The sequence below is a fragment of the Rhodococcus sp. 14-2483-1-2 genome (assembly GCF_002259405.1).
Lineage (GTDB): Bacteria > Actinomycetota > Actinomycetes > Mycobacteriales > Mycobacteriaceae > Rhodococcoides.
On sequence record NZ_NPFW01000022.1, the window covers coordinates 481,621 to 497,641 of the forward strand.

Here is a 16,021-nt window from a genome sequence, read left to right on the forward strand (position 1 = left end):
GCTCCGCACCGACCGATCCCGCATCGCTGGGGTGAGTCGGATGCGACACGGCGAGTCGGCTGTTAGGCGAAGTCGCCTTTCGTCAGGAATGCTGGAGGAACCATGAGCGAGTCTGCAGGCGGAACTCCACCACCGGAACGGTTGTCGGCGAGAAGGCCGCTACATGCGGTGTGGAAAGTGACTCTGCGCACTCTGAGCAAAGCGTGGGACGACTCGATCTTCAGCAAGGCAGCAACCGCCGCGTTCTGGCAGACGCTGTCGCTGCCACCACTGCTGCTCGGTGTGCTGGGCAGTCTGGGACTCGTCGGCGGTTGGTTCGGTCCCAACACCGTCGAGATCATCGAGTCCAAGATCATCACCTTCAGCAACACCCTCTTCAGCGGCAGCGTCGTGGACCAGATCATCGCTCCGACGGTCAAGGACGTACTCGCCCAGGGCAGCGGCGAGATCGTGTCCGTGGGCTTTCTGCTCTCGTTGTGGGCCGGGTCGTCTGCGATCTCGACGTTCGTCGACTCCATCGTCGAAGCGCACGGGCAGGCCGACGCGCGACATCCCGTCTGGCAGAGGTTCTTCGCGCTGCTGCTCTACGTGGGTTTCCTCGTGATCGCCGTATTCGTGCTTCCGCTCGTCGCACTCGGCCCGGTGTACGTCCAGCAGATTCTGCCGGATTCGTGGATCACCGTCGGCAGCGAAGTCGTCGACTTCTTCTACTACCCGGCCGTCGGGCTGTTGCTGATCGTCGGTTTGACCACGTTGTACAAGGTGGCCTTGCACACCTCGCTGCCGTGGCATCGCCTGCTCGGTGGAGCTCTGCTGGCCGGGGTGTTCTTCATGATCGCGAGCGCGGTGCTGCGCCGGTACCTCGGTTGGGTGACGAGCACCGGGTACACCTACGGCGCGCTGGCGACGCCGATCGCGTTTCTGCTGTTCACGTTCTTTCTCGGCTTCGCCATCGTTCTCGGTGCCGAGTTCAACGCGACGATCCAGGAGTTCTCGCCCGCTCGGGCCACACGACTGGACCAGATGCGGGAGTGGATCGCGGCGCAGGCCGCCACCGACGACAAGCCGTCGGGGCCGGTGACCGCTGTTGCCCGGCGGCTCGCCACGGGGCCGATCAAACTGTCCGGCGACCGAGCCCGTTCGGATCACCCGGAACCGACCCCCGACCGACACCAGGGAGACGGCGGTCAGTCGCCTTTCTTCAGGCCCTCGTAGACCTTCTTGCAGTCCGGGCACACCGGTGATCCGGGCTTCGCGGACTTGGTGACCGGAAACACCTCGCCGCACAGTGCGACGACGTGCGTACCCATCACCGCGCTCTCGGCGATCTTGTTCTTCTTCACGTAGTGGAAGAACTTCGGCCGGTCGTCCTCGGTGGTTTCGTCCGGTGCAATTTCGGGACGGTCCTTCGTCTGAGTGCTCATGAACACAGATTAATCCGAACATCCACAGCGAGGGGTAACCGGTTCCACAGCTCGTCGTATGCATTCTGTGAGCAGTAGTGCCACAGTGGAGGTATGACGAGAACCCCAGGGTTCGACGGAAGCGCGTACAGCGACTCGCCGGATGGGCCCGTCCTGATCACCGAGGCGCAACAGTCGGTCGAGGAGCAGCACAAAGCTCGCGTCCGCAAATACATGTTCATCATGTCGTTCCGCATCCCGGCGTTGGTGTTGGCTGCCATCGCGTACGGAATGTGGATGAATCCGTGGATCTCCATGGCGATAGTCGGAGCGTCCATCCCACTGCCATGGATGGCGGTGCTGATCGCCAACGATCGGCCGCCCCGTACCAAGGACGAGATGAGTCGATACGACTACCGAACCGTGGACAGGCCGCAGCTGGAATCGAGCAACCACCGGGTGATCGAACCGGGCGACGACTGACCCCGTGGATGTCGCCGATGCGACACTTGCGTCGTGACTGCACCCGATTCCACGTCCCCGCTCGTCGTCGCCTGCTTCGCTCTTCGTGATGCCTTCGAGCGGGCGGGGTACGACGCCGACGGTGTACTGACACTGCTCGGCGACGACGCCCACGCTGCCCTGGGTCGCAGCGAGCCGGTGCCGGTACGCAACGCCAGTAGGGACGGGGGTGCGCTGGGCGTACTGGTACGCCTGTTCCTCCTCGTCGACGACTGCCCCGAATCCGATGTCGCCGACGCCATCGCGCCCCTGTCGGTGGCCGACGCCGTCGCAGCCGGGATTCTCACCCGGTCGGGATCGACAGTACGGACGCTGCTCGACATTCGACCGCTCGACGCCGGGCACGGAACCCGGTGGATCGTCTCGGATCCGGACGGCAGCATGCGCGCCGCCGAGACTGCTCCCGACCACGTGCTCGGCGTCGGGCAGGCCTCGTTGTCGCTGTTGCGCGGAACACCCACGTCCCCGGTGACCAGCGTTCTCGACGTCGGTACCGGCTGCGGTGTCCAGGCCGTCCACGCCTGCGGCTACGCGGCGCAGGTGACCGCTACCGACATCAGCCCGCGATCGATGGACCTCGCGGCGGCGACGATGGCGCTCAACGGCCTCGACGTCGAGTTGCTGCACGGTTCGTGGTTCGAGCCGGTTGCCGGGCGTCGATTCGATCGCATCGTCGCGAACCCGCCGTTCGTCGTCGGCCGCGCCGAAGTGTTGCACTCCTACCGCGATTCCGGGCTCGATCTCGATGGAGCGAGCGCTCTGATGATCGGCGGGGCCCCGGACCACCTGACGCTCGGCGGCACCGCTGCCATCCTGGCGTCGTGGGTGCACGTCCGCGGTGAGGACTGGCGCGCGCGGGTGGCGTCGTGGCTTCCCGCGCACGGAGTCGACGCCTGGGTCGTCGAGCGTGACGTGGCCGATCCCGCTCTCTACGTGGGTACATGGATGCGCGACGGCGGACTCGATCCCCGCGATCCCGACGCGGCCGCGGTGGCACAGTCCTGGCTCGACCACTTCGCCGCCGCTGACGTGGAGGGAATCGGCTTCGGGTTCGTCTATCTCCGTAGAACGGATGCGTCGACCGATCTTCTCGCCGAGGAGCTCACACACGGCTTCTCCGACCCCCTGGGCAACGAATCGATCGGGTACTTCGAGCGGCTCGACTGGCTGCGGGAGCACGACATCCTCGACTCGGTGCTCACTCTCGACCCGAACACCGCACTCGAACGCGTCTACCTACCCGGCGACGCGGGCTGGGCTCCGGTGGCGGTACGAGTTCATCGAGGGAACGGCCCGCAGTGGCAGCACGACGTCGACGAACTCGGTGCGGCTCTGCTCGCCGGGCTCCGACCCGATGGCCTGCCGGTCGGTGAACTGGCGGAGTTGCTCGCTGCAGCGCACGACGAGGACGCCGAGGAACTGGCAATGCATGCGGTGACGATGATGCAGGGTCTCGTCCGGCACGGCTTGGTTCTGCCGGCCCGATGAGTCCCCGACATCGCCCCACGAGAGCGACCGTTCCCGGCGGCTTCACTTCTCAGCAACTTCTCAGGACGAACATGACGTAATCGCTGGTCACGCGGGTATCTCCAGGATCGGCGTGGGAACTTATCGGAGTCTCCCGAGCGTTGAACCCTGTGAGACACCACCGACCAGGAGGCAAGTCATGACCAGCCCCAGCACCACGATTCGTCCACGGCCCACCGATGCCGATCTGGACGCCCAGAGCCCAGCAGCCGATCTCGTTCGCGTGTACCTCAACGGCATCGGCCGCACCGCGTTGCTGACGGCTGCCGAAGAGGTCGATCTGGCCAAGAGAATCGAGGCTGGTCTTTACGCGAAGCAGGTTCTCGAGAACACGAAGCGGCTGAGCGCGGTCAAGAAGCGCAATCTCGCCATCATCGTCCGCGACGGCAGTGCGGCGCGCAGCCACCTGCTCGAAGCGAACCTTCGCCTGGTCGTCTCTCTCGCCAAGCGCTACACCGGTCGGGGGATGCCCCTGCTCGATCTGATCCAGGAGGGCAACCTCGGGCTCATCCGCGCGATGGAGAAGTTCGACTACGCCAAGGGCTTCAAGTTCTCGACCTACGCGACGTGGTGGATTCGCCAGGCCATCACCCGCGGTATGGCAGATCAGAGCCGCACGATCCGGCTGCCCGTCCACTTGGTCGAACAGGTCAACAAGCTGGCTCGGATCAAGCGTGAGTTGCATCAGCAGCTCGGCCGCGAGGCCACGGACGAGGAGCTGTCGAGCGAATCGGGTATCGCGGTGGAGAAGATCGCCGATCTGCTCGACCACAGCCGCGACCCGGTCAGCCTGGACATGCCGGTGGGCAGCGACGAGGAAGCACCTCTCGGAGACTTCATCGAGGATTCCGAGGCGACGTCCGCCGAGAATGCCGTCATCGCCGGTCTTTTGCACAGCGATGTCCGCGTCGTCCTCGGCACTCTCGACGAGCGGGAGCAGCAGGTCATCCGTCTCCGCTACGGCCTGGACGACGGACAGCCCCGCACCCTCGATCAGATCGGCAAGCTCTTCGGGCTCTCCCGCGAGCGTGTTCGTCAGATCGAGCGCGAGGTGATGGTCAAGCTTCGGCAGGGCGACCGCGCCGAGAAGCTGCGGTCCTACGCCAGCTGAGTACAGCCACCGACCGGTGGAGCAGCAGTGACCATCCCTGTTCGCGCCACCTCACGCGGTAGCCGAGCCGACGTTCTCTCCCCCTCGGGACGTCGACTCGGCTGCCGCATTTCTGCATCCGGTCCGATGCGGGCTCAGCGCAAGCGCCGTGGACCCAGGTCGGCTTTGGTCGGTTCGGGCCCGATGCGCACCCGCGCATCGGTGATCTGTGCTCCGTGGGCGGACGCCAGAACCGGCTCGCACGAGATCTCGCGAATGTCCGCAATGTCTTCTGCCAGTGCGGAAATCCGCTGAACCAGGTCGATCAGGGCATTCTTGTTGACGGGCACCGCGTTGCGATACCCGGACAGCAGCGGAGCCGCCTTCGGCGCATCGATCAGCTGCGCGGCCTCGTCCTCGGTCAGCGGCAGCACCCGGTAGGCACGATCGCCCAACAAGTCCGAGATCACTCCGGCCAGGCCGAACGAGATGAGCGATCCGAACGACGGATCGTCCTGCACGCGTACGACGCAGCCGATTCCCTTGACCGCCATGCGTTGTACGTGCAGTAGCGGCTCGCCCGAGTCCGCCGCCAGATTCCGATACGCCACCCGCACCGCGGACGCGTCGGCCATGTCCAGGCGTACTCCGCCGAGATCCGGCCGGTGCCGCCACCGTTCGCCGGTCGCCTTCACCGCCACCGGATAGCCCAGTTCGTCTGCTGCGGCGACGGCCTCGTCCTCGTCGGTCACGGTCCGGAAGGCCACCACGTCGAGGCCGTAGCAGCCCAGCAATTCTGCGGTCTCGAAGTCCGACAGCCACCGTCCGTGACTGCCTGTCGAACGCCATCCCTCGACCAACTGCTTGGCGCGGTCGGAGTCGATGCTCTTGGGACGGACGAGATTCGACACCGGCCGCGAACGCCACGACGAGTAACGCCACGCCGCGGCGAGTGCCGCAACGGCACGCTCCGGACTCGAGTACGACGGCACCGAACCACGGACGGGATGTCCCCCCGGTCCGCGGACCGCCAGGACGTCCGGAATGCCCTCGGTGGCGAGGAACGTTGACAATACGGGCTTGTCGGATCCACGGACGGCGTTGCCGAGCGCGGCCGCGAACGGTTCGACCTCGACCGCGACCGGTGGCACGAACACGACGATGACGGCGTCGATGTCGGACGCGGCCAGCGCCGACGACACGGCTGCGGCGAATTCCTCGGGTCCCGCCTGCGGGCCGACATCGGTCGGATTGCTCGCATGCAGGCCCTTGGCTCGCGCCGCGTCCACTGCCAGCACACCCAGAGCCGTCGAATTTCCCACCACGGCAACCCTCGGGCCGACCGGAAGAGGCTGATTTCCGAACAGGACGGCGCAGTCGAACAGTTCGGAGATGGTGTCGACCTGGATGACCCCGGCCTGCGCGAACAGTGCGCGCACGATCGAGTCGTCGATGTCGGCACCGATCGCGTGTGCGGGCGGCACGGCCCCACGGCCGCTCTTGACCGCGATGATGGGCTTGGTGCGCGCCACCCGTCGGGCGATCCTGGTGAACTTCCTGGGATTACCGAAGCTCTCGAGGTACAGCAGAATGACCTCGGTGGCCGGGTCCGAATCCCAGTACTGCAGTAGGTCGTTTCCGGACACGTCGGCGCGGTTACCGGCCGAGACGAACGTCGACAGCCCGAGCCTACGGTTGGCGGCCTCGTCCAGGATGGCGATGCCGAGGGCACCGGACTGACAGAAGAACCCGACGTTGCCCGGAGTGGGCAGATGCGGAGCCAGCGTGGCGTTCAGGCCGAACTCGGGATCGGTGTTCGCCACACCGAGCGCGTTGGGCCCGATCAGCCGCATACCGTGTGCCCGCGCGGCGAGCACCAGCCTGCGCTCGCTCTCCTGCCCCGCGGGTCCGGTCTCGCCGAACCCACCCGACACCACCAGCAGCGCTTTGACGCCCTTGTCGAGGCAGTCGTCGAGTACCGCGTCGATCGCATCGGCCGGTACCGCGGCGATCGCCAGATCGACCGGATCCGGGATGTCGTGCACCGTGGCGTAGGCGCGGACCCCGCGGACGGAACGATGGTCGGCGTTGACGGGATAGACCGGGCCGGTGAAGTTGCCGGCCAGCAAATTCGCGAGAACCGCGTTGCCCACCTTCGAGCTGTCCGTCGATGCACCGATCACGGCCACCGATCGTGGGCTGAGCACGTTGCGCACACTGCGGGCCTCGGCGGCACGCTCACGCGAATTGCGTACCGACAGCAGAGCTTCGCTCGGGTCGATGGCGAACTCCAGTCGCAGCACACCACCCTCGAAGGACCTGCTGACCTGATACCCCGCTTCACGGAAGACGGTGACCATGTTCCGGTTCTCGGCGAGCACCTCGGCGACGAACATGTTCACCCCGTTCTCGGCGGCCGCTCCCGCAAGGTGTTCGAGCAGGATCGGCCCCAGACCGCGGCCCTGGTGCGCGTCGGCGACGACGAAGGCCACCTCAGCGGAGTTGCCGTCCCCCTCAGGCAGTCGTTCGTATCGGCCGACCGCGATGATGTCGTCACCGAGCACCGCAACGAACGCCACCCGGTCGTGGTGGTCGACCGTGGTGAAATTGAGCACGTCGCGCTGGGGCATCGTGGGGTAGGGACCGAAATATCGCAGGTATCTCGTGCGCTCGGACAGCCTGCCGTGGAACGCGACGATGCGCTCGGAGTCCGACGGGACGATGGGGCGTAGGTGCACCACACCGCCGTCGGAGGTCAGGACGTCCGCAACCCAGTGCCGCGGAAAGGATGTCTCGGCTCGCTCTCGGGCCAGGTCCTTGTCGGTCGGGTCCGACGCCGCGACGGCCGGCTCTTCGGCCGAGGGGCTGTCGGTCGGATCAGTCACGCGGGTCCTCCGGATCGAGTCCGAGCAGTGGAAACACTGCTCGACGGGTGGCGATGATCGCCGAGTCGACGCGTTCGAGCGCCCTGTCGGTGCCGTCGGTCCCGGCGAGAGATCCTCCGGGTCCGTCCCAGGCGGGATAGTCGACGTCTCCCCCGTCACCCATGGTCTGCGGCAGGTCGACACTCGGCGCCATGGTCCTTACTCGCTCGCGCCACGTGTCCGGCAGCGCCGACATCGGGTCGATGTCGCGACCGAGAGCGGCAGCGATGAGGTGCGTCCACGACCGTGGAACGACGCGCACCAAGCCGTACCCGCCACCGCCGACGGCCAACCACCGACCTTCGGAATGTTGGTCCGCCAGATCACGCATGGCCAGGAACGCAGCGTTCTGGCCGTCGACGGTCAGCGCCAGATCCGCGAGAGGATCCTCGCGGTGGCTGTCGACACCGCATTGACTGACGATGATCTGCGGCCTGAACGCGCCGATCGCGCCGGGCACGATCGCGTGGAACGCGCGCAACCACAACCGATCTGCGGTGCCGGGAAGCAGCGGAACGTTGATGGAGGTTCCCTCACCGCGTTCGGTTCCCACCTCGGTCGACCATCCGGTGTTCGGCCACAGCGTTGCCGGATGTTGGTGCAACGAGACGGTGAGCACTCTCGGGTCACCGAGAAAGGCCGCTTGAACGCCGTCACCGTGGTGAGCGTCGACGTCGATGTAGGCGATGCGGTCGAACCCGTTGTCCAGCAACCACGAGATGGCGATCGCGGCGTCGTTGTAGACGCAGAAGCCCGAGGCCCAGTCGGCCATCGCGTGGTGCATGCCGCCACCGATGCTCACTGCCCGTCGGGCACGACCCGACGCGATTTCGCGAGCGGCGGCCAGCGAGCCACCGGCGAGCATGGCGCTCGCCTCGTGCATCTGCGGAAACACCGGGTTGTCGTCGGAACCGAGTCCGTGGACGACGGCGTCGGGATCGCGCAGGGCCGGGCCCTGGGACGGTGCCTGTTTGACTGCCTCGATGTAGGCGCTGGTGTGAAACCGGAGGAGCTCGGAATCCGGTGCAGCGGCAGGCTCGACCAATTCGATGCCCTCGAGCAGGCCGATGTCGGTGGCGAGCGCCATCGTCAGATCGAGTCGAGTCGGGTTCATCGGGTGGTCGTCGCTCCACCGGTAGCCGAGGTAGTCCGCGCTCCACACGACGATGTCCTCGGGGCGGTTCGGGATGGACGCGGCGGCGCGTGTCGCCTGATCAGACATAGGACAAAACTACGTTGTCGGGCGGGATGGTGTTGCCGGGTTCCGGTGTTGTCCCGAGAGTCCCCTTGTGAGAAGCCATGGGAAACGACGTCCACCGTTGTGGTGCGCCGCGCCCGCTGCGTCTGGGTGCAGCGCCTATTTCGGGGCGCTGACGGTAGGATCGAACCCGACGAAGGGGTTGAGTGTGAAGGATCTGGTCGACACCACGGAGATGTACCTCCGGACGATCTACGATTTGGAAGAAGAGGGCGTGATTCCGCTCCGCGCGCGAATCGCCGAACGACTGGAACAAAGTGGTCCCACCGTCAGCCAGACCGTTGCTCGGATGGAGCGCGACGGGCTGTTGTCCGTCGCGGGCGACCGACACCTGGAGCTGACAGAGAAGGGCCGAAGCCTGGCGGTTGCGGTCATGCGCAAGCACCGCTTGGCCGAGCGTCTGCTCGTGGACATCATCGGTCTGCGTTGGGAAGACGTGCACGCCGAAGCATGCCGCTGGGAACACGTGATGAGCGAGGAAGTCGAGCGGCGTCTGGTCACCGTGCTGAACAACCCGACCACCTCGCCGTACGGCAACCCGATCCCCGGTCTCGAGGAACTCGGTCTCGGCCGGTCGACTCTGGCACCGGAGGCTCTCATCCGCCTCACCGATGTGCCTGTGGGCCAGCCGACTGCGGTGGTCGTGCGACGCCTCGCCGAGCACGTTCAGTCCGACCCCGAGGTCATCGCGCAGCTTCGCGAAGCGGGCGTGGTCCCCGATGCTCGGGTTACAGTCGAGGCCAAGCCCGGATCGGTCACGATCACGGTGCCAGGACACAGCGGTGTCGACATATCCGAAGAAATGGCGCACGCCGTCCAGGTGAAGAAGGTCTGACCTCACACCGACGACGGCGTTGGACGCGTGTGAGGGAGAACGAACAGTGAAGCTTCTGGTTACCGGTGGTGCGGGATACGTCGGCAGCGTCTGCGCGGCCGTGCTCGTCGAGCGTGGTCACGAGGTCGTCGTCGTGGACAACCTGTCCACCGGTAACCGGGACGCCGTGCCCGGTGGTGCCACCTTCGTCGAAGGTGACATCAAGGACGTGGCCGCGGACGTGCTGATCGGCGGCGGCTTCGACGCCGTCCTGCACTTCGCCGCGCAATCTCTCGTGGGCGAGTCGGTGGTCTCGCCCGACAAGTACTGGAGCGGAAACGTCGTCACCTCGCTGGCGTTGCTCGATGCCATCCGAGCATCCGGCACCGCGAAGCTGGTGTTCTCCTCGACCGCCGCCACGTACGGCGAGCCGGAGAAGACTCCCATCACCGAGGACGCGCCCACCCGCCCCACCAATCCCTACGGCGCCACCAAACTCGCGATCGATCATGCGATCACGTCGTACGCCGCCGCCTACGGCCTTGCCGCCACCAGCCTCCGGTACTTCAACGTCGCCGGTGCCTACAACGGTTTCGGCGAGAATCGCGTCGTCGAGACCCACCTGATTCCGCTCGTGCTTCAGGTCGCTCTCGGACAGCGCGAGAAGATCTCGGTGTTCGGTACCGACTGGCCCACTCCGGACGGTACGGCTGTGCGCGACTACATCCACGTCGCCGACCTCGCCGAGGCGCACATCCTCGCCGTCGACGCGGCACAACCGGGCGAGCACACCATCTACAACCTCGGCAGCGGCACCGGATTCTCCGTCCACGAGGTCATTTCGTCCTGCGAGCGCGTCACCGGCCTGCCCATCGCCGTCGAACACGCACCCCGTCGCGCCGGGGATCCGGCCGTCCTGATCGCCTCCAGCGCGCGAGCAATGGAGGAACTGAAGTGGTCGCCGGAGCTGACCGATCTCGATCGGATCGTGGCCGACGCGTGGGCATTCCTCCAGCACCTCGGCGATCGGTCGCACGCAGCGCGCTGACCCACGTCTGCGGCCGATCATCATTGCTGCGAACGGGCCGTCACCGTCGACCGAACGGGTCGCCGGGCAGCCGAACTCCGCAGGCACGTGCACATGCGAAGCCGCTCTCGGCCACTTCGCGAACGAGTTCGGGACCTGCGCCTGCGCTGAGCGATCTGTCCAGCAGTCGCGCCAACGAGTAGGTCTCGTCGGCTTCCAGTGCCGCATCGATCGCGATACGGGCCATCGGCCCATCTCCGCGCACGTAGGCACTGAAGGCCAGAAGTGTTGCGGCGATGGCGCGTTCGCACTTCGGCAGGACGCGGGACATCGTCGCCCAGAACTCTTCGACGAATCCCGCGTCGTCGCCGAGGGTCAGAGCCAGCAGTGCGTCACGCACCTGGACGTGGCCGATCGCGAGCGCGATCCGAGCGATGTCGGTCGGGTCCAATTCGGTGTCGTACGGTCCCCGCGCGACGTACGACAGCACCGACGTCAGCTCGTCGCCACGAGACCGGCCGCCGTCCCGTCGTAGTCGCGAGATCTCGGCCGCAACGGCCCGCACGGTCGCGTCGGGGCCCGGCGCTACGGTCTCGGCCAGCTCGCACCTGGACCGTCGGACGGAGTAGCCGTCGAGCACGCGGGCGACGGTCATCGGCGACGCCGACGGATCCGATATCAGGCCGTGCCGCTGCGGTCCGCGCAACGACCACCAGTCGGCGGCATCGGCGATCTCCGATGCCGCGAGGGCCTCGCTGAGCTGCACTCCGAACGATGCGAGTGTGGCGTCGAGTTCGATCACCAACGCTTCCACGTCGAGCAGATGCGGCGTTCTGACGGTTCGATCGAGCCTGTCGTCGACGAACACCGCCATGACCGCGGGGATGTTCTCCGTAGCGCAGTACCCGGCCAGGTAGCCGATGACGTCGAGCATCTCCGGGGTCGCGCGGGTGTGACCGCCGGCGCGCCGATCGACGTGTTCGCCTGCCAGGACGAGGTCGTGACGCATCGTGGGTCCCACGCTGGCACCGCCGTCCTTGACCGCGATGAGCACCATCGATCGATGCGGGTGGAACCCGAGCATGGCCGGTACGGCTGCCATCAGGTCGCTCGCGTGGCCGAGGCGCACGCGATGGCGCGAGTCGAAGTTGTCGTGAGAATTCGTCGGTGTGTACATACCGAAGAATCCTGGCCGGGGTTCCGACGACCGATCGCGTCTCGACCTGGGCTTTCGTACTGCCCTGTGGAGAACCGCCCTGCTGTGGATCGATCGTGTCGCCGGAGCTGTGGACGACCGATTCGCGTCGGTGCCGTCTGCTAGAGCCGCGTCAGCTCTGGCCGACCTTCTGGACTGCCGCGGTGAACAGCTCGTCGAGGGTCATCGCATCGGGCGTGCCCGAGCCGAACGACATGAACGTGGCCGACACGCGCACTCCGTCGATCTGGGCCATCAACGTCAGCATCGACTGCGTGACGGCGTCGCCGCCGGCCCCCGATGCAACGGTCTGCCGGACGGCCAAGGTGTCGTCCGCATCGATGGGCGGTGCAGGCGTCAGAGTGGAGGTCACCGTCGAGGTCGCGCCGGACTTGGTTGCGGTGACCTCGCCGCACTGTTCGAGCTGCTCCTTGCGCGCCGAGAGCGGTTCGTCCACTGCGGTCAATTCGATCGAGATGGTCGACCGACTGTCGTTGTCGGTGCCGACGATCATGGCCGTGCCCGTCGGGCCGAAATCCTGGTCGGCGGGTTTGCAGCCCGCCGGGCTGACCTCGGCACCGGCAGGTATTCCGCTGAGATCGGGTGCGGCCTGCGAGATCGCCTGCTGGGGCAGCACCAGGGCGTCGTACGGGGCCGGGAAGCTGGACGGGTCGATCAGCAACGTGTTCAGATCCACGCCGGACTGCGACGGCGAAGTGGGGGTACCCGCGCTTGGCTCGGGAGTGCCGGTGACCGTGGAACTGCAGCCGACCAGCACGAGAGCTGCGATCGCTGCCGAGGTCGCGGCGATGGACAGGCGGGTTCTGCGTGCGGCGGGGCTCACAAGACGTCCTCTTCGGGTCGGTGGGACGCCGCAGCACACGCTCCGGCGTCCCACCACTGTCTCATTCCGACCACCTCGAACGCGGCAGGCGACCCGCCGCGGTGTCGTGAATTCAGCTGCCGCGGGCGATCCACTCCTCGAGGTGCGGTGCTTCGTCACCGATGCGCGTCCCGTCACCGTGGCCGGTGTTGACTCGGGTGTCGACGGGAAGGGCGAAGAGCCGGTCGCGGATGGACCCGATGATGGTCGGGAAATCCGAGTACGACCGTCCGGTGGCTCCCGGGCCGCCGGAGAAAAGGGTGTCGCCGCTGAACAACTCCCCCGCTTCGGGCAGGTACAGGCACGTCGATCCCGGTGAGTGCCCCGGCGTGTGCAGCGCCAGGATGTCGGTACCGGCGACGGTGATGCGCTGACCGTCCTCGAGAGTCGAGTGCCCGACGCCCGGGTGCGTCTGCTGCCACAGCATGTCGTCGGCGGGGTGCAGCAGGATCGGCGCGTCGAGGGTGTCCGAGAGTTCGGGGGCGACGGTCACGTGATCGTTGTGTCCGTGGGTGCAGACGATCGCCTTGACGGTGCGGCCGGCGACCGCGTCGACGATCGGGGCCGCGGTGTGCGCTGCGTCGACGATGACCACCTCGTCGTCGTCACCGATCAGCCAGATGTTGTTGTCGACGTCCCAGGTGCCACCGTCGAGGCTGAAGGTTCCGGAGGTGACGACGTTCTGGACGCGGAAGGTCCCGCTCACAGGACCACCACCGAACGCAGGACGGTGCCCTGATGCATCTTCTCGAACGCGGCTTCGACGTCGTCGATGGTGATGCGTTCGGTGACGAACTTCTCGAGCGGCAGACGGCCCTGCTGGTACAGATCCACCAACTGCGGGAAGTCGCGCTCGGGTAGGCAGTCTCCGTACCAGGACGATTTCAGCGATCCGCCGCGGGAGAAGAAGTCGATCAGCGGCATCTCGAGGGTCATCTCGGGTGTCGGCACGCCGACGAGCACCACGGTTCCGGCGAGGTCGCGGGCGTAGAACGCCTGCTTCCAGGTCTCCGGACGGCCGACCGCATCGATGACCACGTCGGCGCCGAAGCCTCCGGTGAGCTCCTGGACGGCCTCGACGGCGTCGACCTGCGAGGAGTCGACGGTGTGGGTGGCTCCGAGACCGAGTGCCCATTCGAGCTTGCCCGGGTCACGGTCGACCGCGATGATCGTCGATGCGCCGGCCAGGCGTGCTCCGGCGATCGCGGCATCACCGACACCGCCGCAGCCGATCACGGCCACCGAATCTCCGCGTGAGACGTGGCCGGTGTTCATCGCTGCGCCCAGCCCGGCCATCACTCCGCAGCCGAGCAGTCCGACGACAGCGGGATCGGCGTCTGCGGCGACCTTGGTGCACTGGCCCTCGTGCACCAGGGTCTTCTCGGCGAAGGCTCCGATGCCCAGCGCCGGTGTCAGCTCGGTGCCGTCCTCCAGGGTCATCTTCTGTGCTGCGTTGTGGGTGTCGAAGCAGTACCACGGGGTGCCGCGCTTGCAGGCTCGACATTCACCGCACACTGCGCGCCAGTTCAGCACGACGAAGTCTCCGACCTCGACGTGCTCGACGCGGTCGCCGATGGTCTCGACGATTCCGGCTGCCTCGTGTCCGAGCAGGAACGGGAATTCGTCGTTGATGCCGCCCTCGCGGTAGTGCAGGTCGGTGTGACACACCCCGCAGGCCTGGATCTTCACGACGACTTCGTTGGGCCCGGGATCGGGGATGGTGATCGTCTCGATGGAGACGGGCTCGCCCTTGCTCTTGGCGACGACGGCGCGGACCTGCTGCGGCATGTGTTCCTCCACTGTAAATCGGGTGTTTCGTGCTCTGTTCAGCCTCGCACAACGCATCAGCACGTGGCGACATCTGCATGGGTTCGATGCTTCGAATCGCGGAGTTCACAAGGTTGTGACCGGGCGGGCACGCAGTCTTTGCGTACGAGCGGTACCTATGACGAATGTCTGAACCCATGGAGTACGACCTGGTGGTCATCGGCTCCGGCCCCGGTGGCCAGAAGGCGGCCATTGCGGCTGCGAAGCTCGGCAAGCGGGTGGCGATCGTGGAGAAGGGCCACATGCTCGGCGGGGTCTGCGTCAACACCGGCACCATTCCGTCCAAGACGCTGCGCGAGGCCGTTCTGTATCTCACGGGCATGAATCAACGTGAGCTGTACGGGGCGAGTTACCGAGTGAAGGCCGATATCACTCCGGCCGATCTGCTGGCCCGAACCCAGCACGTGATCGGCAAGGAGATCGAGGTGGTGCGTTCGCAACTGCTGCGCAACCGCATCGAGTTGATCACCGGCGTCGGCAAGTTCCTCGACGCGCACACCATCGTGATCGAAGACGAGATGCGGGGAGAACGCATCACGGTCAAGGCCGCCAACGTGGTGATCGCCACCGGCACCGCTCCCGCCCGTCCGGCCGACATCGCGTTCGACGACTATCGAGTGCTCGACTCGGACGGAATCCTCAACCTCGAGTTCATTCCGGCATCCATGGTGGTCGTGGGGGCCGGTGTCATCGGAATCGAGTACGCATCGATGTTCGCAGCCCTGGGCACGAAGGTCACCGTCGTCGAGAAGCGTGATTCGATGCTCGACTTCTGCGATCGCGAGATCATCGAGTCGTTGCAGTTCCATCTTCGCGATCTCGCGGTGACGTTCCGATTCGGGGAGGCGGTGACCGCGGTCGACGTCGGCCCGAACGGAACGGTGACGACGCTTGCCAGTGGCAAGCGGATCCCTGCGGAGACGGTGATGTACTCGGCCGGGCGTCAGGGGTTGACGACTGCACTCGATCTCGAGAACGCCGGTCTCGAGGCCGACGCGCGAGGCCGCATCTTCGTCGACGAGCATTTCCAGACCAAGGTCGATCACATCTACGCGGTCGGCGACGTCATCGGCTTTCCGGCGTTGGCCGCGACGTCGATGGACCAGGGCAGGTTGGCGGCGTACCACGCGTTCGGCGAGTCCAGCGCCAAGCTGACCGACGTGCAGCCCATCGGCATCTACTCCATCCCCGAGGTCTCGTACGTCGGAGCCACGGAGGTCGACCTGACGAAGGGATCGGTCCCCTACGAGGTCGGGGTGTCGAGGTACCGCGAACTCGCCAGGGGTCAGATCGCCGGCGACTCGTACGGAATGTTGAAGTTGCTCGTCTCCACCGAGGACCGCTCCATTCTGGGCGTGCACATCTTCGGGTCGGGTGCGACGGATCTGGTGCACATCGGTCAGGCGGTGATGGGGTGCGGCGGCACCGTCGACTACCTCGTCGATGCCGTGTTCAACTACCCGACGCTGTCCGAGGCCTACAAGGTCGCAGCTCTCGACGTCACCAACAAGATCCGCGCGCTGGCGAACTTCGACCGCTGATCGTCTCGGT

The 16,021-nt window shown here is 66.3% G+C and carries 14 protein-coding genes; 7 read left to right on the forward strand and 7 right to left on the reverse strand.

What is annotated here, in order from left to right:
- Nucleotides 1-102 precede the first annotated feature (102 nt).
- Nucleotides 103-1,215, forward strand: coding sequence for a YihY/virulence factor BrkB family protein (locus tag CH295_RS23245; RefSeq protein WP_052047502.1), 1,113 nt, complete (start codon nucleotides 103-105; stop codon nucleotides 1,213-1,215).
- Here the strand turns inward: CH295_RS23245 and CH295_RS23250 are convergent.
- Nucleotides 1,188-1,424 (reverse strand): DUF3039 domain-containing protein, encoded by a 237-nt coding sequence (locus CH295_RS23250; RefSeq protein WP_037189478.1) that lies wholly within the window; start codon nucleotides 1,422-1,424, stop codon nucleotides 1,188-1,190. The genes CH295_RS23245 and CH295_RS23250 overlap by 28 nt on opposite strands.
- 93 nt (nucleotides 1,425-1,517) lie before the next feature.
- On the opposite strand from CH295_RS23250, the gene CH295_RS23255 reads away from it, so the two are divergent.
- The 3 genes from CH295_RS23255 to CH295_RS23265 all read left to right on the forward strand — a co-directional run bounded on the left by CH295_RS23255 (nucleotide 1,518) and on the right by CH295_RS23265 (nucleotide 4,563).
- Entirely contained in the window at nucleotides 1,518-1,886 is a 369-nt protein-coding gene (locus tag CH295_RS23255; protein WP_032397916.1) for a DUF3099 domain-containing protein, read from the forward strand.
- Nucleotides 1,887-1,919: 33 nt separating this feature from the next.
- Complete coding sequence (locus CH295_RS23260; RefSeq protein WP_094742019.1) at nucleotides 1,920-3,413, forward strand: N5-glutamine methyltransferase family protein; 1,494 nt, start codon at nucleotides 1,920-1,922, stop codon at nucleotides 3,411-3,413.
- Nucleotides 3,414-3,591: 178 nt separating this feature from the next.
- On the forward strand, nucleotides 3,592-4,563 hold the full coding sequence (locus CH295_RS23265; protein WP_032377730.1) for a sigma-70 family RNA polymerase sigma factor: 972 nt from the start codon (nucleotides 3,592-3,594) through the stop codon (nucleotides 4,561-4,563).
- A 134-nt stretch (nucleotides 4,564-4,697) separates the two neighbouring features.
- Here the strand turns inward: CH295_RS23265 and CH295_RS23270 are convergent, their stop codons facing one another.
- Nucleotides 4,698-7,355 carry a bifunctional acetate--CoA ligase family protein/GNAT family N-acetyltransferase gene (locus CH295_RS23270; RefSeq protein WP_094634565.1) on the reverse strand — a complete coding sequence of 886 codons (2,658 nt, stop codon included), beginning with the start codon at nucleotides 7,353-7,355 and terminating at the stop codon, nucleotides 4,698-4,700.
- Nucleotides 7,356-7,419: 64 nt separating this feature from the next.
- Nucleotides 7,420-8,688 carry an acetoin utilization protein AcuC gene (locus CH295_RS23275; RefSeq protein ID WP_052047503.1) on the reverse strand — a complete coding sequence of 423 codons (1,269 nt, stop codon included), beginning with the start codon at nucleotides 8,686-8,688 and terminating at the stop codon, nucleotides 7,420-7,422.
- Between the two features lie 184 nt (nucleotides 8,689-8,872).
- On the opposite strand from CH295_RS23275, the gene CH295_RS23280 reads away from it, so the two are divergent.
- Nucleotides 8,873-9,559: an iron-dependent transcriptional repressor DtxR gene (locus CH295_RS23280; RefSeq protein ID WP_037189481.1), complete on the forward strand. Its 687-nt coding sequence runs from the start codon at nucleotides 8,873-8,875 to the stop codon at nucleotides 9,557-9,559.
- Nucleotides 9,560-9,605: 46 nt separating this feature from the next.
- Nucleotides 9,606-10,586, forward strand: a complete 981-nt coding sequence (gene galE, locus CH295_RS23285; protein WP_094742020.1) for a UDP-glucose 4-epimerase GalE — start codon at nucleotides 9,606-9,608, stop codon at nucleotides 10,584-10,586.
- A 40-nt stretch (nucleotides 10,587-10,626) separates the two neighbouring features.
- Here the strand turns inward: galE and CH295_RS23290 are convergent, their stop codons facing one another.
- The 4 genes from CH295_RS23290 to CH295_RS23305 all read right to left on the reverse strand — a co-directional run bounded on the left by CH295_RS23290 (nucleotide 10,627) and on the right by CH295_RS23305 (nucleotide 14,431).
- Nucleotides 10,627-11,742, reverse strand: a complete 1,116-nt coding sequence (locus CH295_RS23290; protein ID WP_094634301.1) for a DUF4192 domain-containing protein — start codon at nucleotides 11,740-11,742, stop codon at nucleotides 10,627-10,629.
- Nucleotides 11,743-11,893: 151 nt separating this feature from the next.
- The gene (locus CH295_RS23295; protein WP_141216606.1) at nucleotides 11,894-12,604 is read right to left on the reverse strand and encodes a DUF5642 family protein; all 711 of its coding nucleotides are present in this window, start codon (nucleotides 12,602-12,604) and stop codon (nucleotides 11,894-11,896) included.
- 112 nt (nucleotides 12,605-12,716) lie between these two features.
- Nucleotides 12,717-13,349, reverse strand: coding sequence for an MBL fold metallo-hydrolase (locus CH295_RS23300; protein ID WP_037189484.1), 633 nt, complete (start codon nucleotides 13,347-13,349; stop codon nucleotides 12,717-12,719).
- Nucleotides 13,346-14,431 carry an S-(hydroxymethyl)mycothiol dehydrogenase gene (locus CH295_RS23305; protein ID WP_037190098.1) on the reverse strand — a complete coding sequence of 362 codons (1,086 nt, stop codon included), beginning with the start codon at nucleotides 14,429-14,431 and terminating at the stop codon, nucleotides 13,346-13,348. The genes CH295_RS23300 and CH295_RS23305 overlap by 4 nt, the downstream gene beginning before the upstream one ends.
- A 164-nt stretch (nucleotides 14,432-14,595) precedes the next feature.
- On the opposite strand from CH295_RS23305, the gene sthA reads away from it, so the two are divergent.
- The gene (gene sthA / locus CH295_RS23310; protein WP_037189486.1) at nucleotides 14,596-16,011 is read left to right on the forward strand and encodes a Si-specific NAD(P)(+) transhydrogenase; all 1,416 of its coding nucleotides are present in this window, start codon (nucleotides 14,596-14,598) and stop codon (nucleotides 16,009-16,011) included.
- Nucleotides 16,012-16,021: the final 10 nt, after the last annotated feature.